This window comes from Candidatus Cloacimonadota bacterium, from assembly GCA_019429305.1.
GTDB lineage: Bacteria > Cloacimonadota > Cloacimonadia > Cloacimonadales > JAJBBL01 > JAHYIR01.
This window is the reverse complement of sequence record JAHYIR010000028.1, coordinates 1-23,728: the sequence shown is the minus strand read 5'-3', so window position 1 is coordinate 23,728 and position 23,728 is coordinate 1. Positions and strand designations below refer to the sequence as shown.

Below are 23,728 nucleotides of genomic sequence, written 5' to 3'. Positions count from 1 at the left end.
GACCTAATACCTCTTCCCCAACAGGAATAGTTATTGGCTCTCCTGTATCTTGGACTGCTGTACCACGAACTAACCCATCAGTGGAATCCATAGCAATTGCTCTGATTTTGTTCTCTCCGAGATGCATTTGTACTTCCAGTACTAAGTCCATCTGGTCTCCTCTCTTGATCCGTAAGGAGTTGTAGATCGCCGGTAATTTCCTTTCCGGAAACTCCACATCTACTACTGGTCCAATAATCTGTATAACTTTTCCTTCAGTCATCTTATCCTCTATCTTTGTTTTAATATTCTATTCATTAATCGCTTCAGCTCCGGAAGCTATCTCTATAATTTCAGTTGTTATAGATGCCTGTCTTGCTCTGTTGTGGAGCAAGGTGAGTTGTTCTATCAACTCACTGGCATTTTCGGTTGCATTATCCATAGCGGTCATTCTAGCACCCTGTTCAGCAGCAGAAGACTCTAACATCATACGCCAGATCTCGACATCAACATACTTCTCTCCCAACTCCTCGATGATAGTATCTTCATCCGGTTCATAAAGGAAGTCGGTTTGAGAAACGACCTCAGAGTCCATAGGGACTATTGGCAGCAATTGACGGCTGATAATATTTTGCTGAATTGCCGATTTAAATTCATTATAGATCACATCTATCTTATCGTATCCCTTATTCATATAGAGATCTATTACAAGCCGGCTAATATCTTTGGTAGTATCAAAATCTATGACATTGAAGTAATTGAGATATTTTTCTATTACTCTGTCTGTTCTTTTTTTCAGGTTATCGTAACCTTTCTTGCCGATGCAGATAACATCTGTTTGATGATTTTGTTCCAGATACTTATTGGCAGCTCTGATGATATTAGAATTAAAAGAACCGCATAATCCTCTATCTGCAGTGAAGACAAGTAATGCAGTGTTATCACTCTTTGCATGTTCTCTGCTGTAAAGGAAGGGGTGTTTGGCAGCGGGGTTCTTGTATTTTATGGTTCTGATCATCATATCTATATAATCGGCATAGGGGCGGGCATTGATTATCCTTTCCTGAGCTTTACGCAGTTTGGATGCTGCCACCATCTTCATCGCATTGGTAATTTGCCGTGTATTTTTTATTGATACGATGCGATTCTTGATATCTCTAATGTTAGCCACTTATAGCTCCCTGCAGTTTCTGATTACTCAATCACATTTTTTCTATTACTTTCTTACAGATATCGTGCATCTGATTCTTCAACTCATCAGTCAAACTCTCAGTAGTAAGCTTTTTCATGAAATCTGTGTATTCGGCATCAAGAGTATGGAATAGTTCCTTTTCGACTTCCTTTACTTTACTGATCTCGATATCGTCTAAGTATCCGTTATTAGCCATGAAGATGATAAAAATCTGTTTTGCTATAGGTAACGGTTGATATTGATCCTGTTTTAGGATCTCAATTAGCCGTTCACCTCTTTGTAACTGTGCTTGAGTAGCCTTATCCAGATCAGAACCGAATTTGGCGAAAGCTTCCAATTCGTTGTATTGAGCAAGGTCTAAACGTAACTGCCCCACAACATTTTTCATAGATTTGATCTGAGCACTCCCACCGACACGTGATACTGATAGTCCGGGATTAATTGCCGGTCTGATACCAGAATAAAACAGACGGCTGCTAAGATAGATCTGCCCATCAGTAATAGAGATCACATTAGTCGGGATATAGGCAGAAATATCGTCTGCTTTGGTCTCGATTATTGGGAGAGCGGTTAGAGAACCACCGCCTAACTCGTCATTGAGTTTGGATGCTCTTTCCAAAAGACGGGAATGAAGATAGAAAACATCACCCGGATAAGCTTCTCTGCCGGGTGGTCTTCTCAATAGTAATGATAACTCACGGTAAGATACAGCATGTTTAGATAGGTCATCATAAATGATCAAAGCATGTTTACCATTGTCTCTGAAGAACTCTCCGATAGTACAACCGGCATAAGGAGCCAGATATTGTAAAGCCGGGGGTTCCGAGGCGGTAGCTGAGACAATAATAGTATAATCCATCGCTCCAAAATCTTGTAAGATCTTTACTAAAGTTGCCACAGATGATTTCTTTTGCCCGATAGCAACATAGATACAAATAACGTCTGTATCTTTTTGGTTTATTATTGTATCGATCGCGATGGCAGTTTTTCCTGTTTGTCGGTCTCCGATAATTAATTCTCTTTGTCCTCTACCAATGGGCACCATCGAGTCGATCGCCTTTAATCCGGTCTGTAACGGTTCTTTCACTGGTTGACGTTTAATCACACCGAGTGCTTTGCGTTCTATATCGGCATATTTATCACTTTTAATTTCGCCTTTACCGTCAATCGGTAGCCCTAAAGGATTTACTACTCTACCTAATAACGCTTCACCAACAGGAACGTTGAGTATCTTGTTAGTTCTCTTAACAATATCACCCTCTTTAATTTTACGTGACTCATCAAAGAGAATACAGCCGACATACTCTTCTTCCAGATTGAGTGCCATACCGTAAACATCGCCGGGAAACAACAACATTTCTCCAGCCATTACTTTATCTAAGCCATAAATAAGGGCAATGCCGTCACCGACTTCAATGACCTGTCCGGTTTCATCAATATCTATTTCGAATTTGAATTCATCAATTTTCTGCTTCAAAATTGTGCTTATTTCATCTGGCTGTATCTTCATATTCTTCCTCTTGTCATTATTTGATCATGATTTCTTTACTTTTTTGAATTTCTCCAGATTGTGTTTAACTGATCCATCTACTCTCAATGAATCAACTGTGGCAACAAAACCGCCAATTATATCCGGGTTGATTACTGTCTGTGGTATCAATTCTTTGCCGGTTATATTGCTTACATAATCTATTACTTTTTTTGCTACATCTGATGCATGTTCTCGGGAGAGAAACAGAGTGATTTTTGCTTTATTCTGTCGCTGAAGCAGCAATCTTTCGATCTCATCAATTGTCTCTACAAGAATTTGTATCCTGTGTTTAACTATTAAGACATTCAATAATCCTCGCCAATACTTTCGCTGTTTTAAAGCTAAACCTTCAGATTGATTCTCAGCTGCCAAAGCATCTAATAATTCTATCTTTTTCTTCTTTGGAGTTAATATCGATTGGAGAATTTTTACTATCTGCGGGTATTCTTCAATAAAAGATCGGATTGTTTTGATGTCATCGAAAATAGTATCAAAATCTCGTTCAGAGATGTTGTCGATGAATGCCTGAGCATAACGTCTGGCTAACAGTCGAATCTTCACTTCTTCTTGCTCCGTTCTTCTTCCAAGAGACGTTCAATCATTTCAGCATCTATCTTTTCATCAATATGTTTACCGATAATAGTAGTGGTCAAAGAGGTAATTCTCTCTCCCAGCTCTCCTTCTATTTCATGCAGTACTTTCTGCTTTTCATGGGCAAGCTGTTTTTCTGTATCGGCTAATATTACCTTCTCTCTGTCACGTGCCTCTTTGATTATCTCGTCACCTTTCATTTCGGCATCTTTTTTTGCCTGTTCTTTTAACTTTCTAATCTCATAGGCAGATTCTTTGAACTCCTCTTCTTGTTTCTTAACGAGTTCTTCTGCCTCTATCTTAGATTTCTCTGCCTGCTCTAGGTCAGTGGCTATACTGCTTTGCCTCTCTACGAGAAACTGTTTGATCGGCTTGTAGAGTATCTTGTTCAAGATGATCAGTAAAAGTACGAAATTCAAGATAACAATGATTAATGAATAATCAATACTTATCATTTACTTATTACTCCTCAGTTCTGGGTCACCCCAAGGGATGACTTGATTTAAGATTTCTGCTTCTTAATGCTCAAATTAGGTTGAGAAAATAAGTAAAAGAGCAATAACCAGGGAGTAGATACCTGTAGATTCGGATACTGCCTGACCTAATAACATTGTTCTGGTCAAGAGTGCTGAATTTTCAGGAGAACGAGCAATACCTTCACATGCTTTACCGGCAACATAACCTTCACCCAATCCGGGTCCTAATGCTCCGATACCCATGCAAATCCCTGCACCTAAGAAAGCTGCTGCTTTGGCGATTAATTCGAATTCCATTTTACCTCCAATAATATTTAAAGTGCATACATTAATAGAAATGCGATTACTAACGAATATATAGCTGTTGATTCCGTAACTGCGGCACCAACAAACATGGTTCTCATTATTAATGTCCTCTCGCGAGGATAACGACCGATCATATCACTTGCCCTGCCTGCTACATAACCTATAGCAGAACCGGGACCGAGAGTACCAAATCCGATACAGAGACCTGCTCCGATGTAAGATACTGCTCTGACAATCTGTTGAGATAGATCCAAACCCTCAAAATCAGGGATCGCATAAATAAGTAGTAGGGCAACGACAAGTGCAAAGATAGAGCTCGCCTGAGCCAATGCTTGACCAATAAGCATATTTCCTGTAATTTCATTATGTTTTTTAGGCATTCTGCTCAAAGCAAGGCAGGCGTATCCACCAGTGTATCCGGAACCGAACCCGGGACCGACACTCCCTAAACCCATTGCTAAACCGGAAGCTAAGATAGCTGCCGCTTTAACTAATCCTACACTGCCTCTGTCAACACCTCCAAAGAGCAATAAGAGTGCTATGACGAGTGAAAATATTGCTCCCGTTTCAGTAACTGCTTGACTAACCAACATAGAACGGGACATCTGGTCGCTGGTCTGAGGTTGCTTCATTAAAGCATAATTAGCTAAGCCGGCTGTATAACCTTCTCCAAAACCTGCACTGATAGAGGCAAGTGAGACGCTAACTGCAGCCCCTAAATAAGTAGCAATACGAACTATTTCAACACTTTCTATCATAAAGCGATTTTCCGTTATTCATATATTTCTACGGCGATGTAACTTATTGCCAGCATAGTAAAGACGAATGCTTGAATAGTGCCTATGAACAGTCCAAAGAACAGACTCAAACCGACTGGTAAGATTATAAATCTAACTAAAGATGAGATTACAATAAGGATAATTGCCCCACCCAAAACATTACCAAAGAGACGGAATGATATTGAGATCGCTTTGGAAAACTCTCCAACTACATTTATTGGTGCTAATGGAATAAAAGGTTCTGTAAACCCTTTCAAATATGGGAATAGTCCCTTCTTTTTAATAGCCATAAAATGTACTACAGCCACAACCATCAATCCCATTCCGAGAGGAACATTTATGTTTCTGGTTGGTTCCATAAAGCCGGGGATCGGTACTACACCAATGAAATTAGCAGACCAAATAAAGATAAATATTGTTAGAACATAAGGTGTAAAATAGGCATATTTCTTACCCAATGTTTCTGAAGTTAGATTCTCAAAAAAGCTATGTATCAGCTCAAATAGAACCTGACGTTTGGAAGGTATTCGTGAGAGATTCTGACGGATAAGCAGAGCAATAACTATCAATATACAGTTCAGAATAAAGATCATTCTTAATAGAGAGAAAGCATTCAGAGCATTATCATTAAAGAAATATGCGAAAAAGTTGTAGAGTTTCTCACTGCCATAAATTTTGGGTGTTATTCCCTTATCACGTACATACTGATCAGGCATAAATTCTTCAATAATACGATCTTGTATTGTCATTGGATGGGGTGTATTCCAGATTGCAAATCTACCTTTTTCAGGGTTTATGCCGATATTGAGTTTATAATCGAGACCAATAGACAGGATCGCTTGAATAACCAAGAAAATAAGAAACAATCTGATCAATTTCTTCTTTGTCATCTCAACATTCCTTACTACACTGTTCTGTTAAACTAAACTCAATTTTCATCTTCCTTCTCTCTCTGCCCAGTTCTTAACAAACCGATAAAATAGTGTAGATAGATTACTATCTGAACACTAACCAATCCCAACCCGAAAATTATGATATCCGGTTTCAGCAAAACAACTACTAATACTGAGTATATAGTCAGAAAAAGATATCGGAGATAGAATCCTTTAAAGGACTGCAATTGAGCTCCTTGAAGATTAACGGCTATACTTCGTTTGACCTTTAAATAAAGCCAATAAAAATTAAGTCCGCTACCTATAGAACCTGCAATCCAACCTATTGCCTGACCGAATCTCGTTGGCAAAAACATAATAGCAGCGATAATTGTCAAGAAAACAATAGATAAAATCTCTCTGACATATTTGGCAGTTAGGTTATCGTTTTTTGTCATAGAAACGTTTTAAAAATCTATAGTTAAGATATACTCCGGAGAAGATCCCGATAATGATCCCTACGATCAATAGAATATTTCCTGTTTGTAGTTTTCGATCCAACCAGAGAAAGAGAAAAAAGAAGATGAGTAATGAAATGACGACATTCAGTCCTAAATGACCGATTAATGATAAACCCTGAAGTATTTCAGGATCTTTAATTTGTAGCTTTTTTAGCAGATTCTTCATTACCGGAAGAGACATCCTTGATTACATTTGCTTGTCTTGGTGGTTTTTTCTCTCCCATCTGACAAGTGCCTACTATCATTGCTCCGGCAGTAACGGTCAGTACTTTGGCTACTATATCCCCAGTAACCCAAGATGTTTTATCGAGTTCTAGGGTTTCGGAAACAGTAACATTCCCTTCTAATACACCGGAGATAAGGCATTCTTTAGCTTTAATATCTGCCTTAGCTTTTCCTGATGAACCTATAATAACAAATCCATCAGTTTCTATTGTTCCTTCAATGAGACCATCTATTCTTATACCACCATGGATCTGTAAATTTCCCTTAATAGTACTCCCTTTTCCGATTATCGTTGATAGTTCGACTTTACGATTCTTGAGCATAACGATTCTCCTTTTTTTTATTATTCAATTAAATCCTCAGGATTAAAATTTTCTCCTCGATAGATTACTTCATAATGCAGGTGCGGATATTTACTAAACCCTGTACTACCTACTAAACCTATAACTTGACCTTTCTCTACAAAGAAACCCTCTTGATGAAAAGTTCTGGCAAGGTGGGCGTAAAAAGTTATATAGTGGTTAAGATGGTCAATGATAATGACATTTCCGAAATATTTGTCTTCATAGTTAGATTTAATGACACCACTGGCAGCAGCAACTACTTCAGCACCTAATTGAGCGGCATAATCAATACCTTTATGATTTTCTGAAAAAGATTGGCTAACAACAAAATCCTTTTTTATAGGGATTTGATTAGGTATGAATCGCTGTCTTAGTTGAAATTCTTCCAGATCTTCCCTCAACTCTTCAGTGCTTATGCTTATATCTATCCCAGAATCTCGCTTGTTACGATCGCGCAAGTAATTATCTAGTAAGTCTCTTATCTGTTGGGTCTTGGGGATAGCAACACCAATTTCCGAGTCCTGTTCATAGTTTTTTAATTTATCATTCAGGGATTGAACATAGACATTAAGGGCTTCGATGTCACTCTCTTGTTGGGTGATTTTGATTGATTGTTTATTGTTAACTACCAAGAGGTATACCGATAGAATCAAAAGGAGAATAACAAGTATTATAAGGACAGTTTTGAACATATCTCTCTTAACCCTTTAAATCTACTTTTTATTGAGTAATCTCTTGATCAATTTCTGAAATTGCTCGTCACTTTTAAATGTGAATGTGATCGAACCACCCTCTGATTTTGGATTGATCTTTACCGGCAAAGTAAAGCTTTTTTGGAGTGAGTCAGTTATTTTAGCATAATATTTTTTCTTATCTTCATTGACATCTTTTTTGCCTATCTTCCTGCCAGCTATATAGTTGCTAATCTTAACTTCTGTCTGCCTGACGGAGAGTTGTTTATGAATTATATCTTTAGCAAAGGAAAGTTGTTCGCTTGGTTTGAGTTGTAATAGAACTCTGGCATGTCCTTGAGTTAATCTCTCTTGGACGATTGCTTCCTGAACCGTCGGCTCAAGTTTTAATAAACGGATAGAATTAGTTACCGTACTCCGATCTTTTCCTACATACTTAGCAATATCATTATGGGTTAGCTTAAATTGTTTCTGTAACTGTTCATAAGCTTTGGCTTCTTCTATCGGGTTAAGATTTTCTCTTTGAATGTTTTCGATCAAGGCATATTGTAACTGCTCTTTAGGAGAGACCGAACGTATAATAACCGGAACTTCAGTAAAACCGGCTAATTTAGCAGCTTCTAAGCGTCTTTCACCGGCAATCAACTCATATTCTGAATCCTCTTTTTTATTGACGATTATCGGTTGAATCATTCCGCTCTCAATCAATGAATTTGCTAATTCTTGTAGTTTTTCTTGATCAATGTTCATTCTAGGCTGGTAGGGATTTGGTTTGATCTTATTTATCTTAACCGTTGTAATTCTTGTTGAACGATCTATAGATTCATCACCAGTAGGGATCAATGCATCCAAACCACGACCTAATCTTGTACTCATCTTGCCAATACTTCCGTTGCTAATTGCAGATAATTTTTTGCCCCCATGGAACTGATATCATAGTGAAATATCGGTTTTCCAAAGCTTGGAGCTTCACCTAATTTTACGTTTCTATAAATAACTGTCTCAAAGATCTTCTCTTGAAAGTAGCGTCGAACTTCTTTAGCTACCTGGAAAGATAGATTGAGACGTTTATCATACATTGTCATCACAACACCTAAAATATTGAGGTCCGGGTTCAAATTCTTCCTGATCAATCTGATCGTATTTAACAATTGACTAACCCCCTCCAGAGCATAGTACTCACATTGGATAGGTATTAGAACATCGGTACTGGCTGTTAAGGCATTAATGGTTAATAATCCCAAAGAGGGAGGACAGTCGATGAGGATATATTCATAACTATCTAAGATCGGTTTCAGCGCCTCCTTCAATTTGTTTTCTCGGGCAAATTCCTTCACTAACTCGATCTCAGCACCTGTCAAATCAATATTACTCGGTATGATATCCAAATATTTAATAGAGGTCTTTTTGATGGCATCTTTTGCTTCTGCCTTATTGATCAGAACATCATAAATATGTAGGTCTAATTGCTCTTTTTCTATCCCTAAACCACTACTCGTATTGCCCTGAGGATCAAAATCGATCAGAAGTGTTTTTCTTTCATATAAGCCCATAGCAGATGCTAAATTAACTGCTGTGGTTGTCTTGCCGACACCACCTTTTTGATTAACGATAGCAATTATCTTTTTCATATCTTGTTAATTTTTAAAAGAGTCCTTTCTCCCCATGGCTTTTCTTCTTTTAATAAGATTTCAGCATCTTTCAACAGCCAAGACTCTTCTATCTCTCTTCCTTTATATAACAGAATATATCCCGCATCTTTTAACAAAACTCGCATTTTCCTTAGGAGCTTGGGAGTTATCTTAACCGATCTGCAGACGATAACATCAAGCCCATCATTTTCAGGAATCAGGTTTTCTACTTCACTCCAACGAAATTCTTCCAGTCGTTTACAAATCGGATAACAGTTATTCAAGTCAAGTTTTTTGATCATCTGTTTCAACTCAAGGATTTTTTTCTCTCGTGAATCCATTAAAATAAAGAGAGTAGACGGATTTGATATTGCTAAAGGAATACCGGGTAAACCACCACCAGAACCTAGATCCATAACCATTTTACTATTAAAGTCAACATCACAAGACAGAGGAAGTAGCGAATCATAGAAATGGTATGACCAAAGCTGTTCAGGTTTAGTCTGACGAGAGATGAGATTTACCCTTTTATTTGCTTCTAAAAGTAGATCATGAAACAGATCAAATTTTATTATTTGCTCCTGAGGATCAGAAAATGCATTTTTTAGATATTCTATAAACATTTCTCTATTTTGCCCCATGTAACCTCATCATTTTATTATTGATGAGAGTTTTAACTACATTTCAACTGTCAAGGAAATCGTTTATTAATACTGTTTCAAAGCATATGGTTGGTAGTTATGGAGCGTAACTTCTAAAATATTAATGCAGCGTGTAAGAGAACTTAGCCGGATATGATAAAAGAATTGACAATTTCTCGTTTAATTTGTAACAAGGTTTGTATAAATAATAAATAGTCTTTTACTTACAACGTAATGTCTTCTTGAAAAAAGGGATGAAGAAATGACTTGGATTCGAAAATATCATCATGGAAAACCTCTTTTGATCATAAACTATTAATTATTCTCTTATTTCCTGGAGGTAAAAGATGAGAAAAATAGTATTGTTACTGTTTTTGAGCGTTTCGTCTCTTTGTGTGTTGTTAGCTCAATTTGCCGGAGGTTCAGGTACTGAATTGGATCCCTGGCAGATTGAGACTGCATTACATCTGAATAATATACGTTATTACTTAGGTGAAACGCATAACGACAAATACTTTATCCAGACGGCAGATATTAATCTGGGGGTAGCTCCTTGGAACGAAGGAGAAGGATGGATACCGTTAGGATCTTTTACAAGCAGATTCCAGGGTAATTATAACGGAAATGGCTTTATTATTGATAGCTTAATGATCAATCGTCCAAATGATTGGTTTCAAGGTTTGTTTGGTTATACAGAAAACGCTACAATATCTAATCTTGGTGTTACAAATACTGATATAATAGGATATCGTTATATTGGTGGTTTGGTGGGGTTTAATAATAACTCTATTATTAACAGTTGCTATAGTACAGGTTTAATACGAGCAATGTCTACCGGTGGAAGCAGTATTGGCGGTTTAGTTGGGTATAATCTGTATAATTCCTATATAAATGAGAGTTACAGTGAGGTAAATGTTAGTGGTGATTACTTTGTTGGTGGTTTAGCAGGGCTGCAGAGTTTTTCCACGATAAGTAACAGTTACAGTACAGGAAATGTCTTAGGAAATGAATTGATAGGCGGATTGGTGGGGAGTAATTATTATCATGGCACGATAATCAACAGTTACAGTACCGGAAATATTACTGGAGATGCTGTTTTTGCAGGTGGCTTAATAGGTCAAAATTACAATTCAATGGTGAGAAACAGTTATTACAATTTTGAAACTGTATTAATAAATAGTGAAAATGTTATCACTATAGGAGCTCTTTATGATTTTCAATTCTCAGAATGGTTAGATAACAATCTGGTCTTAGATATTGAAGATTTCTTTCTCAGTGACGGGGAGAACAATTTAATCAATGACATTAATGATTTGAAACATTTACTAATCTTTGGTCAGTTTAACGAATACAGTTTCTTGCTGGCAAATAGTCTTGATTTAAGTAATGAGCATAACTTTTTCATTCCATATTTTGCTGGTGTTTTTGACGGTTCTAATAATACAATTGATAATTTGAGTATCGAATTAGAGATGATACCTTACATTGGATTGTTTGGTCAAACTTATAATGCCACTATATCAAATTTTGGGTTAAGTAATGCGGTAATAACCGGAAGTCAATATATAGGTGGACTTGTAGGTTGGAATGGTAATAATTCAGTTATAGATAACTGCTTCGTTTTCGGTAATATTAGCGGAGAACGATATATTGGCGGTCTTGTGGGTACTAACCTAAATTCGTATATACTCAACTCCTATAGCTCAAGCATAGTATTGGGAACTGATTCTATAGGCGGCATAACAGGTTGGAATAGTTCTTCTGATATTAGTAATAGTTATAGTAAAGGTAGTATAACAGGAAGCAATAATATTGGTGGTTTGGTGGGTACTAATAGTCCTATGTACATTTTGCATGATTATGATTACTTAATAGCGAAAGTATTCGATGAAAGTTTAATAATAAATTTTGAAAATAATTATCGTTCAAATAGTATTGTTAGAAACTGCTTCAGTATGAGTGACGTTAATGGAATCAATTATGTTGGTGGTTTGGTAGGATCAAATATTTATGATGGTTCTATAGTGACGAAGAGTTATAGTACCGGGTTAGTGAGTGGACAAGACTTTGTAGGTGGTTTGGTAGGGATGAATGATGATATTTTTTATAATTCGATTGTAGCTGATAGTTACTGGAATATGGAAACTTCCGGACAAGAATCGAGTGCTGGTGGTGAAGGTAGAACAACTGTTGAGATGACCTATCCTTATGCAGAGAAGACTTATGTAAACTGGGATTTTATGAATATTTGGATTGCAGACGAAACATACGAGCAAAATGACGGTTACCCCTATCTTAGAGAAAGCATATCTGAAGAAGATCCTGATCCTTTTATGGCTTATAACTACCCTAATCCATTTAATATTGAAACCAATATCGTTTTCAATCTTCCAGTAGCAACCAGAACCAGAATTTACATCTATAATATAAAAGGGCAGAAAATATTAAACCTCTTAGATGAACCCAGAAATGCTGGATTAAATAGTGTTTTTTGGAATGGTAGAGATAAGAGGGATAGAAAGGTGGCTTCCGGTGTTTATTTCTATCAAATAGTTACAGAATCAGGAACAATTTGCAACAAGCTGTTGTTGCTAAATTAAGTTAGTGTCCTGTAATGCTAAACGACAAACCCTGGTAGAACAGTAATACAGATCCTCATATAAGACCATTTCATAGTATATTTACAATTCAAATAGCTTTTTGACAAATTCTCCGTTTTTAATCAAACCGTAACGCCCGATTTTAACACTTTCTTCATCATACCTTTCAACACCATCACCGGATTCATCAGGTTTATATATGATAAATGGCACCGGGTCGTGAGTATGAGTTTTAATAGAGCAGGGTGTAGGATGATCCGGTAGAAAAGCAATGGTAAAATGGTCGGTAAGTTCTTTGGCTGCCTGCATTATCGGCTTTACTACTCGTTGATCTATTGCCTCAATACATTTGACCTTTAACTCTACATTCCCTTCATGACCCGCTTCGTCAGCTGCTTCGATATGCAGGTAAACGAGATCAACTTCTTTGATGGCATCTAAAGCTGCAGCAACTTTTCCCTCATAGTTTGTATTGTATAATCCGGTTGCTCCCTCGACATGAATAACTTTAAAACCGGCATAAACCCCAATACCGTGTAAAAGGTCAACTGCGGAAATAACAGCTCCGGTTTTGCCATAGAGTTCTTGATATGTTTGCATTTGCGGTTTTTTACCTGCTGACCAAAACCATACCGAGTTTGCCGGGTCTTTCCCTTCCTGCTGCCTCTTTAAATTTACCGGATGGGACTTGAGCAAGTTTTGTGAGCGTAGTATAAGATCAGTCAGGAGATTAGCGGTTTCTTCTCCTTCAGGGGCTGTTGACTTTGGTAAATACGGCTTCCAAGGTTTTCCCGGAACATCATGAGGTGGAGTTAAGTTAATAGAAGGATTACCATTTTTTACTACTAAGAGATGGCGGTAGCTAACTCCTGGGTAGAAGCGGGTCATATCGTTGGCAAATTCTTCGTTCAGAGCAGCGATCAATTCTCTACCCTCTTCGGTTGGAATATGTCCTGCAGAATGGTTTTTCAGAATATCACCCTCTAAACAGAGCAGATTGCAGCGCATTGCCAGATCATCTTTTCCTATTTCCACACCCATAGCAGCGCCTTCTAAGACCCCACGTCCCTGATAGACCTGATGGACATTATACCCTAATACTGCCAGATTAGCTACCTCCGAGCCGGGAGGCATATCATCGGGAACTGTTTTGAACAAACCACAAGAACCCTTTTGGGCTAAAAGATCAATATTAGGTTTATGAGCTGCCATTAAAGGGGTTTTGTTACCGAGCTTCTCTATCGGGTAATCAGCCATCCCATCACCGAGTATTATAATCGTCTTTTTACTCATCGATAATTATCCTGCAAAAATTTTACAAATGATTGATAATCACCTTTTAAGGGGATAATAAACTCTTCCTTCTCATCCAAACCTTGTAATGATGGCGGAAGCGGAGGATCGAGTTTAAGTAATTCTTGTATCTTTTCGGGAAATTTAGCCGGATGAGCAGTCTCTAAGGAGACACAGATTCTTTCTGTATCTTGTGGATTATCTTGCAGATAACGTAGCAAACCAGCCCAACCAACAGCACCATGTGGTTCCAATAGTAACCTGTGTTCCTGCCATTCTTTGCTGATCGTTTCTTCAGTCTCTTTATCAGTAATGCTTATAGCATACATATCTTGTCTGATCTTGTTGAGGTCTGCCGGTTCTAAGATATCGCCCTTTTCGTTCATATTACCACCATAGAGCGCTATCAACCGAGCAACATTGCTGGGATGTCCTACGTTCATCGCACTCGATATGCAATTGCGGGAAGGGGAGATAACTCTATATTCACCGGTTTCTATATAACGAGGGAACTCATCATTCTCGTTGGTTGCTACGACAAACTTATGAACCGGAAGTCCCATGTGCTTGGCTATCAAGCCACCCATCAGATCACCAAAATTACCTGATGGGACACTGAAAACGACTTGTTCTCCCTCTTTTTCAAACAATTTGGCATAGGCATAGAAGTAATATATAGTCTGTGGTAAGAGCCGACCGATATTGATAGAGTTTGCTGAAGAGAGAGGCAGATGTGTTAGCTCCGGGTCGATAAATGCTTTTTTGACAAGAGCTTGACAATCGTCAAATTTTCCTTCGATAGAGATGATTTCGACATTCTTGCCGAGCGTGGTCATCTGTTTTCTTTGCCGGGCAGTAACCTCCATTTTTGGAAAGAGGACTACGACATCGATGTTATCAAGCCCATAAAAAGCATTGGCAATAGCACTGCCGGTATCTCCCGAAGTAGCAGTTAAAATAAGTAATTTACTCTGCTTTAAGGCGAGATAGAATTGCATCAATCTCCCCATCAATCTGGCGGCAAAATCCTTAAAAGATGCGGTAGGACCCTGATCAAGACGCATGACATAATTTCTGTCAAAGACCTTTTCTAAAGGGACGGGATAATTATAGGCATCAGTGATTAATCTTCGCAGGTCTTCTTCAGGTATTTCATCTGCAAGGAATTTGTTGACTACCCGGAAAGCTATCTCTGTATAATCGAGTTCTTTCAGGGTAGTGATTTCAGCTAAACTGATCTGTGGAATGGTTTCAGGTAAATAAAGCCCACCATCCTCAGCTAATCCTTTTAATAGAGCATCTCTGAAGTTAACTCGTGCTGTTTTTTTATTAGTTGAATAATAGAGCATTAATGATCTCCGATTCATTCTATTGGCATATTACTTTCTCAAACGAGCAGAAGAAGCACCACCGACAGAATAATTAGGAGCATCATGTTTGATCTCCTTACCGTCAAGCAGTTCCAATGCCTGATCAATATCTTTGATAACATCGTCAGCATGTTCAGCACCAACACTAAGGCGGATGAGATTTGACGGGATAGCGGCAAGTTTTCGTCCCTCTTCTCCCTGTTGGGAGTGAGTAGATATAGCAGGAATAGTGGCAACCGATTTAATTCTTCCCAGATCTGTAGCACGCCAGATCATGTTAAATCCGTCAAAAACAAGTCGGGCTTTTTCAGCGCCACCTTTAACCTCAAAAGACATCAAATGACCATAGCGATTTACCGGTTTCATATACTGTTCATCATCTTCTGCATCGACTAAGAACATGTATTTCTTAGCAAGTTGATGTAATTCATGATTCTCCAGACCGAGATAGTTGACTTTTTCTATATGTTTATGAGTAGCTAAAAATTCTGCTACTTTCATTGTATTGTGGGACATAGCGTCCATTTTCATTCTCAGTGTGCGAATCTCGTTGATCACCAGATTACACATCATTGGAGACAGGTTCGGACCGTAGTCTCTACCGGGCAGGAGCTTCAGATAGGTGCAAAAATCTGCTTTCAACGCTTCATTATCGATCTTAGCCGGAATGTTCTTACGGGCTATTATAGCTCCGGCAGTACCAAAACCACCTGTATTGAGTGATTTGGTTACCGAATGAATAACAATATCAGCTCCGAAAGCCAACGGTCTCATTAATGCTGGAGTTGCCACTGTCGCATCTACTATCAATGGGATACCGTATTTATGAGCCAATTGTGCTACTTTTTCGATATCAAAAAATGCAAGTGTCGGATTACTGGGCAGCTCACCATAAAGAAAACGGGTATTTTCATCGATCAGCGATTCCCATTCCTCCAGATTAGTAGAATCAATCACTTTTCGCCACTCACAGCAACATTCAGAATCTTTTCTCACTGAGAAGAGCTGATATGTTCCTCCATAGACCTGTGAAGTAGCCACAAAATTTCGAGGGCGATTCGGGTCTTTGGGATCTGGATGAAGAAATTCATCTACAGCAGTTCGGATAGCTGCCATGCCTGATGTTGTTGCCAGACAGGAAGCTTCTTGTCCTGTTCGATATTCTTCAAGAAGTGCCAACAATGCTTCCAAATAATACATACTGGGATTAGCTATTCGTGCATAACACCAGGTGGGAATCTGATAACCGAGTGCCAATTCCATTTCATCAGAATCACGATAAGTTTGAGAAGTTGATAAATACATCGGTTCGATAATTGAACCTTGATTAAAATCTAAGGCCTCTTGCATTGAATAAAGCCCATGCACAGCTATCGTATCGAAGCGAGATTTTCTCATCTTACGACGATATTCTTCGTGCCATTGCATTGCTTCTTTCGCTGCTTGAAGATAACGTTCTTTCCCGTCCATGATTTGCTCCTTAATTTTTAGTGTCGCAATAAATGAGTTCGTTGCTCTCAATGTCAACTGTTTTTTAAATGATCTCATAGTCACCAAGTTTCCATTAGCACAGCATCTTAAAAGCTGTACTGATAATGATTATATAAGATAGTAAATGAAGATTTATGGTCGAAGAAACATGATTCTTTTTTTAAACTTGCTCGGTTTTGAGATCTCTCTATTACGAAAGAGTCACTAACGTGACTCTTTCTTCAGTCGAGATGACACCCTCCCCTTTTGTCATGCCGAGCGAAGTCGAGGCATCTTATCACTGATATTTGTAAAGCAAGCATGATTGTGTGTTTAATCTGAGTCGGTGATGAGATCTCTCCATTACGCAAGAGTCACTAACATGACTCTTGTTTCAGTCGAGATGACGAAGAAAGCGGGGTCAGTCGAGATGACAAAGAAAAAGTGCCATACCAAAAGGACAAAAGAATAGTTTTATTTGAGATGATGGTAATTGAAAATAGACAACTGTCACCCTGAGTGATTCTTGGAGAAGCTTCTTGCTTTTCCTGCCAACAATTGTATCGAAGGGTTAAAAATACAATAAACCGAGCCTGTGTAGTCCATGTGTTGTTGACTACTTTAATCCTGTCCTGAGATCGACGAAATCAACAAAAATGGGAAAAAAGCAGAAAACCTTTTCAAAAAGTGCATCCTTCGATACAATCTACCGAAATGAATACCAAGTTACAAATGACAGATTACTCAGGATGACAATTTATTGTTACTAATGAAACAACACAGATGAAGTGTAAAATCATAAAAAACATTGACAATTATAGGTAACTTTCTATTTGGTAAATAATTATAGGGCTTATGTAAATTCTACACGAAAACTTTTAAGAGGAGGTAATCTACTAATGAAAAACAAGTTGCTTTTTGCATTGTTGTTGTGTCTGCTATTTTTAGTAGCAAGTTGTGAAAGGGAGATCATTAAACCCGAGATCTATATCCCGGATAATGCGTCCCGTAAACCTTTATTTGATCGTGACCTTCTGATGAGCGATAATAGTTTTTATATCGGTTATCAGAATGGTAATATTAGACCTGAACAAATTTCGTTTAGTTGGGCTAGAAGTATTGATGAGGACTTTTTATGCTATAAGCTATACCGTGATAATGAGCTAATTAAAACTATAGCTAACAGTAATCATAATTCATTTACCGATGAAGAATTGATCTCCAATAATTATTATTACTATATGGTAACCACACTTTTAAAAACAGGGATGAATTCTTTTGATACCCTAACGGTAAAGACAGCGTCTGTCCAATCCCCTGAAGTTTCTTTTACTATACCGCAGAGTGACCGAGTAAGGTTACTCTGGAGAGATCGAAGCGATATCCCCGGCACATTCATTATAGAGAAAGAGGATCAATTTCTGGCAGAAGTTCCCCAACTACCTTATGAAGATCCGACATTCTATTATGATTTCTATGATTCAGATGTTGTAAACTTCAATGTCTATAACTATTCTCTCTACAAAGCCGGAGTTTATGATACCACAGCAGTAGCAAATATCAGCGTTTTAGTCGAGTATGTTATGGTGCCACCAATTCTGACCAACGCTCACCAAATTATGGGTCAGCGACAGGTTCAGTTGTTATGGGAAGAGAATTGTACTGCTGAAGATCAATTTAAGATATACCGGCGTTTAGAATCTGAACCGGTAAATGCTTTTGCTGTTGTGGGAACTATAGACCTACCTAATCAGACATCGTATATAGATGAGTATAATTTAGAGTATGGAGAGACTTATGTCTATGCTGTAACTGCAGTGAATAATTATGGTGATGTACCCGATGAAACAGATATTTCCAATACTCTCACAGTAACTCTATACGACGAGACTATGGTCCAAATTGGCAGCGGTACTAATTCTAATGAAGCTGGTGATGCAGCTCCAATAAATATCTGGTACCGTAGTATAAGGACCCAGAGCGTATATACAGCAGCAGAGATTAATGCTGCCGGTTTTGAAGGACCGGCAATGTTAAATTCAATAGCATATTTTGTTACGAATGTACCTAATCATCCCCTACCCGATTTCAAGATCAAGATCAGTCATACAACCGCTACTGATGCTTCAGAACATCAACAAGTTGGTCTTGAAGAGGTTTATTACAATTCATCGTTTCTGCCGGTCGTTAGTCAGTGGAATGTGTTGGAATTTGAAACACCCTTCCTATGGGACGGAGTATCAAGCATCTTGATCGACACCTCCTTTAATCTTGTTCCATCCTATAACCCGACAGGTCGGCAATATATTTTCTATACAGATAATGGGATGCGTTACACCCGTTCTGATACAGATAATCAGGAGAATGCTTATACTTCAATCATAGTGAATTATAAACCTCAGGTAATGTTAAGTTTCCAAAATCCTGATACCATAGCTAATCTGGGAGGTCTAAAATGAGAACGCTAATCATAATTATATGTCTGACCCTTATTGCCACAGCACTTTTTTCACAAGAGATCAATTCCTTTAGGAATCTCTCTACCGGTAGAGCCCTCCTTGATAATCTGGACTTTATACTAGATCCGCTCGATATAAGATATGTCTCCGGTATTCGGCTATATACTAACTTGAGTAATTTGTCAGCAGAAGACAGGATTTTCATGAATGATGGTTCTAATCATTTTCTGATGGCTATCTCAACCGATGAGATCTTCTATGAAGGTTTCAGGGCTGCCTTTATGGCTACTTACTATGATAATAAACACCCACGACCAATTCAATTCTATCCTAATCCTTACGGTGAATGGCTAGAAGTGGGTTTTGGTGAGGTTGAACATATCTGGCAAGAATTCAGGGATACCAATCTAAACGGTCTTTATGATACGCATCACATAGTGCAACAGAGTTTCGAGAATAGCGAATATCATTCTGGAAATGAGTTCTATCTCAATCTGTCATATCAGATTAATGAAGAACATGCAGTCGGGTTTAAAACGGGACTATTTACTACAAAAAGCGGCTATAATTATCTGAGCAACAACATGTTGGGGTACAGTTCCGGGACACCAACCTTTGATTATCTGGAGCAAATTTTCAATTTACCGGAGAATGATCCAACTCAAGAAGAATTGGAACTGGAGATCGCCAGAAACGGTGAATTTGAAACAGAACTGAGAGATGTGAGATGGATGAATCATTTTGCTTATTCATTCCAACCCGATGATATAGAATATCGAGTAGGTCTGGTTTTGGCTACTATCCACGAAAATGAATTTACCGAAGACGAGATATATCTCTCTCCGACTCAGGAAAATGCTCTTTACTGCTATGAAAAAGAGGTGGCTGGTTTGTTTATTGCCTTCAATGGCGGTGCACGGTACACTTTCAGACAAATGCCGGAGAGAAGACATGATGGCTTTATTTCAGCCCATGCCCAGATCGGATTTCATATTCTGGATAATGAGACTTTCCAAGAAATGGCTTATGAAAGAGATACGATAGATGAAGTTTTCGATATCTCAGAATCTTTCGGCTGGTCAGACACTATGTCAGAGAAGGGAGATATAAGGAGTACCGATTTCTTGACCAGTATTCGTTTCAGTTATCCCCTTAATGACAGAACTTTCTTTGGTACAGGATTACGCTATCATTATACCGATTTCGATATTGAAAACGATTTCCATCAAGCATACGAATCTTCGGAAACGGCATATTTTATCCCGATGGATGAATGGTTATATACAACTGATACTGAGTCTGCTATTAGAGGAAAAAGTCAGCATCAACGCCGGATCAATCTCTTTTCTATTCCTGTAGGATTAGAATACTGGTTTACTAATAACAGACAGTGGGCATTGAGGTTTGGTTCTCAATTTACACAACGTGTAGAAACTTTTAATACTCTTTATCAACCTACACATGTTGAACCGGAAATTACTCACGTCTATCTGCCTGATGAAGATGACCCGATCATCTACATTGAAGATAACACCTATGAGATTGGCAGCGAAAGTCGCAAAATGAGAAGTTCGCAAACCATATACAGTTATGGGGTCTGTTTCATACCGAGTAGAAATCTCCAGATAGATTTGATGGGACTCTTTGATCAAGATGATATTGAGGTTTGGAATACCGATTTTATCAGAAATCTCAGAATATCATTCTCACTCCGCTTCTAATCTGTAAATAAACTAACCCCGTGAAACATGTTTGAATCCTGCTTCACGGGGTTTTTCTTTTATCAACAAATTAGACCATAATTAACAAGAATAGAGAATTTTCCCTCTTGTTGATTGAATACTTTATTCTCCCCTTTTATCTAAGGGGAGTAGACGAGTTGGATGCGGCCGACTCGTGTGCTCCCTAATGGTAGAACGGAGTTATCAACCGGGTGAAAGCATGATTCTTATTAATAACTTTAACGGCTTATTAACAAATGAATCTACTACTAACTTCTATTCATGAACTGACTTTCTGACAAAGTAGCAAAGCCATATTGCCTATGAAGCTCTTTCTCTTCCCTTATCACCTTATCACCATTCCACCATTCCACTCTTTTATTCGTGTTTTTTGTTTTTCATTCGTGTGTATTAGTGGACAATGCTTGCTTTGCCCCCTATGGTTTCCATAATGTCTCATTTAATAAACGTACATCTTCCGGTAGCTACTGTTTCTCCGTCTATCTCTAACCTATACATGTAAAATCCGGTAGCGGCTATTCTCTCCTGTTCGTCTTTACCGTTCCATAAGAAATTATACTCTCCAGCTACCATAAAAGCATTGATCAATCTTCTGATAAACTGCCCTTTGACATTATAGATATCGATCACGACATGTCCCTCTTTCGGCATGATGAAACTGATATTGGTACCTACACCCTTTCCTCTACCCATACCCTTTAAGTTTACCACCGGATTAGGATAGTTATGAAGATTGTAAGTATGAAGTGTGGTAACATGATAAGTATCGTTATCATCTATACTGGCTTCCGGGTTCCATTCGTAAGCTCCTATATCGATGGAATCGCCATAGATGCGAGGGTTACCTGCCAGATCATAGAGAGGGAACTCGAAGTTCGGTATATCGAGAGTACCGGCATTCCTTGCCGGAGAGTGTTCCGATAACATATAGGGATAATCACCGGTATAATCAGGATCAACCACTCCCAACCATAAAGGGTCGGCATCGATATTACCTTCACCCCAGTGAACTGTTGTATTGGGATTGCTATAGTAAAGGATGTTATCTTCACCACCCTGTATCAAAGAGTGTGAGATATAAACATTACCCGGTTGAGGACTATCGTTTTCCAATGAGATTTGATGGGTCGTATTGCCATATAATATGGAATTGATGAGCTCCAGATTAAAAGAGCCTCCAATGTATAAGCCACCACCATTTATGGAAGCCGAGTAATTGTTGCCAATAGTCGAGTTGATTATCCGTACGTGACCGGAAGACCCTTCTATGACAAAGTTTGATCTCGAAGGGAGATTTGCCCAGGGTGGGAAAGAATTATAAAGACTGCAGTCAGTTATCTCCATATTGACTATATCGGCGTAGAGAGGAGTATGAGTATCCATGTCTCGGGTTCCAAGAGAGAAAGCACATCCTTCGCCACCGGTGTAATTGGGATTGAATGGTCCGGGGAGATGATTTCGGATTCTGATATTCTCTGCATACAAGTTTGGCTCCATTCCATAATCACTGCGAATTTGGAGAGCACGACTTCCGCTATTATCGTGTAAATGCAAGTTCCTAAGAGTAATATTACTACTGTGCCAAATAGGGACTGTTTCTCTTCCTCGTTGAACTACCGGACCAATTCCTGTATGACAGTTGTAGATATCTATGTTTTCTAATGTGAAAGAGGAGTTGAAATATAAATACATTGCTCCACAACCGACATCACCCATGGGATTACTTCCGTTGACGATAGTAAGATTTTTTAAAGTATAGTTTCTTGAATAAGGTGCTTGATCTACTCCGGGGAAATGAAAGGCGGGTAGGGTAAAATTAAAGAAAGCCAAAGTCTCCTCTTCTAGATCCAGGATAGTTGTATCTTTATATTCACCGGTAATATTGATATAGTTTCGGGGTTGGATCGGGAAAAGCTGATCGTTGGCAGAACGGGAGTATATCCCCTCTGCTAAGTGAACGGTTCTTTGATGCAAACTATCAGGTAAAATCTTGATCATCGCCATCATTATGGTTTGAAGAGGTTCATCCGGTGATAAGCCGCTGTTGGTATCGCTTCCATCGGGGTTGACATACAAATCTGCGGCAACCGGTTCGATCTTGCCGTGATTGACGATTAATTCAAAGTCTTGAGGAACATCATCACGAAAAGCAACAAAATACCTGTCAGGATTGAGTACTGTCATAGTGTCGATTATAACAGATGATTGATTTGTATTACCCAGAAACAGATCAGCAGCTGTTCCCCCATAATTGAGGTATATACTATTCGGTGACTCGTTACAAAATTCGATATTAGTACCCATGCCAGCTGTTAATCCTCCCATTTCAACCGAATGATTGTGGCTTATAACATTACCCTTTAAAAAAGGGCTGCCACTCGTTACAAGACTAATGCCGCCACCTACAAAAGCACGATTGTTCTTTATCCGGCAATTACTGATGGTAGGAGATGAATAATAAATGTAAATCCCTCCCCCTCTTGTTCTTAGTGTATTACCGATATGAAATTCACCCTTTCCGTGACGGATAGTAAAGCCGTTAAGGATGGCATCCCTTGTCTCTCCGGAATTGAAGATCACTATAGTACCTTCATGGTTACCGTCTATTATCGTGTTGGCAATATAACTCTCGTCATATTCGTCTCCGTCATAGAGACTTGTGATAGTAATATTCTTTCCCTGATAGTTGATCCTTTCATAATAGATACCGGGATAGACAAGGAGTATATCACCATCCTGGGCAACGGTAATACCGGCTCCTATAGTAGTAAAGTCTCCCGTTCCGTCTTGTTTGATCTCCCAGGTTACCGAAAGAAGATTTGATAGCATAAGTAAATTAATAGTAATAAAGACCAAATATTTCATATTTACTCCATATTCATATTGCCACCCTGCGATACATTCTGTCCGGATAAAGCAAGAAGCCGTTGGCAGAAAACTCAGGACGACAGTTGTCGGTCATGTTCATTGTTATTCCTTATAATTGTGGTATAGTATGGGGCATTGACCCCATA

The 23,728-nt window shown here is 38.5% G+C and carries 22 protein-coding genes; 3 read left to right on the top strand and 19 right to left on the bottom strand.

Annotated features, from left to right (window positions below; genetic code table 11):
* The 15 genes from K0B81_08665 to rsmG form a co-directional block, all read right to left on the bottom strand.
* Positions 1-262: F0F1 ATP synthase subunit beta (locus K0B81_08665; protein MBW6516666.1), on the bottom strand; the 262-nt coding region annotated here is incomplete at its 3' end.
* A 27-nt stretch (positions 263-289) separates the two neighbouring features.
* Positions 290-1,150, bottom strand: a complete 861-nt coding sequence (atpG, locus tag K0B81_08660) for an ATP synthase F1 subunit gamma (GenBank protein MBW6516665.1) — start codon at positions 1,148-1,150, stop codon at positions 290-292.
* A gap of 31 nt (positions 1,151-1,181) precedes the next feature.
* Positions 1,182-2,681, bottom strand: coding sequence for a F0F1 ATP synthase subunit alpha (gene atpA / locus K0B81_08655; protein MBW6516664.1), 1,500 nt, complete (start codon positions 2,679-2,681; stop codon positions 1,182-1,184).
* Positions 2,682-2,705: 24 nt separating this feature from the next.
* Entirely contained in the window at positions 2,706-3,263 is a 558-nt protein-coding gene (locus tag K0B81_08650) for a F0F1 ATP synthase subunit delta (GenBank protein MBW6516663.1), read from the bottom strand.
* On the bottom strand, positions 3,260-3,748 hold the full coding sequence (gene atpF / locus K0B81_08645; GenBank protein MBW6516662.1) for a F0F1 ATP synthase subunit B: 489 nt from the start codon (positions 3,746-3,748) through the stop codon (positions 3,260-3,262). Before atpF ends, K0B81_08650 begins: the two co-directional genes overlap by 4 nt.
* 75 nt (positions 3,749-3,823) lie before the next feature.
* On the bottom strand, positions 3,824-4,066 hold the full coding sequence (gene atpE / locus K0B81_08640) for an ATP synthase F0 subunit C (GenBank protein MBW6516661.1): 243 nt from the start codon (positions 4,064-4,066) through the stop codon (positions 3,824-3,826).
* 17 nt (positions 4,067-4,083) lie between these two features.
* On the bottom strand, positions 4,084-4,833 hold the full coding sequence (locus tag K0B81_08635) for an ATP synthase F0 subunit C (GenBank protein MBW6516660.1): 750 nt from the start codon (positions 4,831-4,833) through the stop codon (positions 4,084-4,086).
* A 14-nt stretch (positions 4,834-4,847) separates the two neighbouring features.
* Positions 4,848-5,744 carry a F0F1 ATP synthase subunit A gene (gene atpB, locus K0B81_08630; GenBank protein ID MBW6516659.1) on the bottom strand — a complete coding sequence of 299 codons (897 nt, stop codon included), beginning with the start codon at positions 5,742-5,744 and terminating at the stop codon, positions 4,848-4,850.
* Between the two features lie 38 nt (positions 5,745-5,782).
* Complete coding sequence (locus K0B81_08625; GenBank protein ID MBW6516658.1) at positions 5,783-6,184, bottom strand: ATP synthase subunit I; 402 nt, start codon at positions 6,182-6,184, stop codon at positions 5,783-5,785.
* Positions 6,168-6,413, bottom strand: coding sequence for an AtpZ/AtpI family protein (locus K0B81_08620; GenBank protein MBW6516657.1), 246 nt, complete (start codon positions 6,411-6,413; stop codon positions 6,168-6,170). The genes K0B81_08625 and K0B81_08620 overlap by 17 nt, the downstream gene beginning before the upstream one ends.
* Complete coding sequence (locus K0B81_08615) at positions 6,382-6,795, bottom strand: polymer-forming cytoskeletal protein (protein MBW6516656.1); 414 nt, start codon at positions 6,793-6,795, stop codon at positions 6,382-6,384. The genes K0B81_08620 and K0B81_08615 overlap by 32 nt, the downstream gene beginning before the upstream one ends.
* A gap of 20 nt (positions 6,796-6,815) precedes the next feature.
* Positions 6,816-7,508 carry a M23 family metallopeptidase gene (locus K0B81_08610; GenBank protein MBW6516655.1) on the bottom strand — a complete coding sequence of 231 codons (693 nt, stop codon included), beginning with the start codon at positions 7,506-7,508 and terminating at the stop codon, positions 6,816-6,818.
* 21 nt (positions 7,509-7,529) lie between these two features.
* Complete coding sequence (locus tag K0B81_08605; protein ID MBW6516654.1) at positions 7,530-8,384, bottom strand: ParB/RepB/Spo0J family partition protein; 855 nt, start codon at positions 8,382-8,384, stop codon at positions 7,530-7,532.
* Positions 8,381-9,139 carry an AAA family ATPase gene (locus K0B81_08600; GenBank protein ID MBW6516653.1) on the bottom strand — a complete coding sequence of 253 codons (759 nt, stop codon included), beginning with the start codon at positions 9,137-9,139 and terminating at the stop codon, positions 8,381-8,383. Before K0B81_08600 ends, K0B81_08605 begins: the two co-directional genes overlap by 4 nt.
* A complete protein-coding gene (rsmG, locus tag K0B81_08595) occupies positions 9,136-9,762 on the bottom strand; it encodes a 16S rRNA (guanine(527)-N(7))-methyltransferase RsmG (protein MBW6516652.1) in 627 nt (208 codons plus the stop codon). The genes K0B81_08600 and rsmG overlap by 4 nt, the downstream gene beginning before the upstream one ends.
* Positions 9,763-10,127: 365 nt before the next feature.
* Between rsmG and K0B81_08590 the strand changes: the two genes are divergently transcribed.
* A complete protein-coding gene (locus K0B81_08590; protein MBW6516651.1) occupies positions 10,128-12,380 on the top strand; it encodes a T9SS type A sorting domain-containing protein in 2,253 nt (750 codons plus the stop codon).
* 81 nt (positions 12,381-12,461) lie between these two features.
* On the opposite strand, the gene K0B81_08585 is transcribed toward K0B81_08590, so the two are convergent.
* From K0B81_08585 to K0B81_08575, 3 genes are read right to left on the bottom strand one after another with little or no spacing between them, the layout of a single operon-like run.
* Complete coding sequence (locus K0B81_08585; protein ID MBW6516650.1) at positions 12,462-13,673, bottom strand: cofactor-independent phosphoglycerate mutase; 1,212 nt, start codon at positions 13,671-13,673, stop codon at positions 12,462-12,464.
* Entirely contained in the window at positions 13,670-15,022 is a 1,353-nt protein-coding gene (thrC, locus tag K0B81_08580; protein ID MBW6516649.1) for a threonine synthase, read from the bottom strand. Before thrC ends, K0B81_08585 begins: the two co-directional genes overlap by 4 nt.
* 30 nt (positions 15,023-15,052) lie before the next feature.
* Positions 15,053-16,471, bottom strand: a complete 1,419-nt coding sequence (locus K0B81_08575) for a PLP-dependent transferase (protein ID MBW6516648.1) — start codon at positions 16,469-16,471, stop codon at positions 15,053-15,055.
* Between the two features lie 941 nt (positions 16,472-17,412).
* Here K0B81_08575 and K0B81_08570 point away from each other — a divergent pair.
* Together K0B81_08570 and K0B81_08565 are read left to right on the top strand one after the other, a co-directional pair.
* Positions 17,413-18,972, top strand: a complete 1,560-nt coding sequence (locus K0B81_08570) for a hypothetical protein (GenBank protein MBW6516647.1) — start codon at positions 17,413-17,415, stop codon at positions 18,970-18,972.
* Entirely contained in the window at positions 18,969-20,693 is a 1,725-nt protein-coding gene (locus K0B81_08565) for a hypothetical protein (protein ID MBW6516646.1), read from the top strand. Before K0B81_08570 ends, K0B81_08565 begins: the two co-directional genes overlap by 4 nt.
* Before the next feature lie 456 nt (positions 20,694-21,149).
* On the opposite strand, the gene K0B81_08560 is transcribed toward K0B81_08565, so the two are convergent.
* Positions 21,150-23,579, bottom strand: coding sequence for a hypothetical protein (locus K0B81_08560; protein MBW6516645.1), 2,430 nt, complete (start codon positions 23,577-23,579; stop codon positions 21,150-21,152).
* Positions 23,580-23,728: the final 149 nt, after the last annotated feature.

Coding starts and splice junctions, on each gene's coding strand:
- K0B81_08615 (MBW6516656.1), bottom strand. CDS start 6,795: ATGCTCAAGAATCGTAAAGTCGAACTATCAACGATAATCGGAAAAGGG.
- atpA (MBW6516664.1), bottom strand. CDS start 2,681: ATGAAGATACAGCCAGATGAAATAAGCACAATTTTGAAGCAGAAAATT.
- thrC (MBW6516649.1), bottom strand. CDS start 15,022: ATGCTCTATTATTCAACTAATAAAAAAACAGCACGAGTTAACTTCAGA.
- atpF (MBW6516662.1), bottom strand. CDS start 3,748: ATGATAAGTATTGATTATTCATTAATCATTGTTATCTTGAATTTCGTA.
- K0B81_08620 (MBW6516657.1), bottom strand. CDS start 6,413: ATGAAGAATCTGCTAAAAAAGCTACAAATTAAAGATCCTGAAATACTT.
- K0B81_08560 (MBW6516645.1), bottom strand. CDS start 23,579: ATGAAATATTTGGTCTTTATTACTATTAATTTACTTATGCTATCAAAT.
- K0B81_08610 (MBW6516655.1), bottom strand. CDS start 7,508: ATGTTCAAAACTGTCCTTATAATACTTGTTATTCTCCTTTTGATTCTA.
- K0B81_08585 (MBW6516650.1), bottom strand. CDS start 13,673: ATGAGTAAAAAGACGATTATAATACTCGGTGATGGGATGGCTGATTAC.
- K0B81_08575 (MBW6516648.1), bottom strand. CDS start 16,471: ATGCAATGGCACGAAGAATATCGTCGTAAGATGAGAAAATCTCGCTTC.
- atpB (MBW6516659.1), bottom strand. CDS start 5,744: ATGACAAAGAAGAAATTGATCAGATTGTTTCTTATTTTCTTGGTTATT.
- K0B81_08625 (MBW6516658.1), bottom strand. CDS start 6,184: ATGACAAAAAACGATAACCTAACTGCCAAATATGTCAGAGAGATTTTA.
- K0B81_08570 (MBW6516647.1), top strand. CDS start 17,413: ATGAAAAACAAGTTGCTTTTTGCATTGTTGTTGTGTCTGCTATTTTTA.
- rsmG (MBW6516652.1), bottom strand. CDS start 9,762: ATGTTTATAGAATATCTAAAAAATGCATTTTCTGATCCTCAGGAGCAA.
- K0B81_08635 (MBW6516660.1), bottom strand. CDS start 4,833: ATGATAGAAAGTGTTGAAATAGTTCGTATTGCTACTTATTTAGGGGCT.
- K0B81_08565 (MBW6516646.1), top strand. CDS start 18,969: ATGAGAACGCTAATCATAATTATATGTCTGACCCTTATTGCCACAGCA.
- atpE (MBW6516661.1), bottom strand. CDS start 4,066: ATGGAATTCGAATTAATCGCCAAAGCAGCAGCTTTCTTAGGTGCAGGG.
- K0B81_08590 (MBW6516651.1), top strand. CDS start 10,128: ATGAGAAAAATAGTATTGTTACTGTTTTTGAGCGTTTCGTCTCTTTGT.
- K0B81_08600 (MBW6516653.1), bottom strand. CDS start 9,139: ATGAAAAAGATAATTGCTATCGTTAATCAAAAAGGTGGTGTCGGCAAG.
- K0B81_08605 (MBW6516654.1), bottom strand. CDS start 8,384: ATGAGTACAAGATTAGGTCGTGGTTTGGATGCATTGATCCCTACTGGT.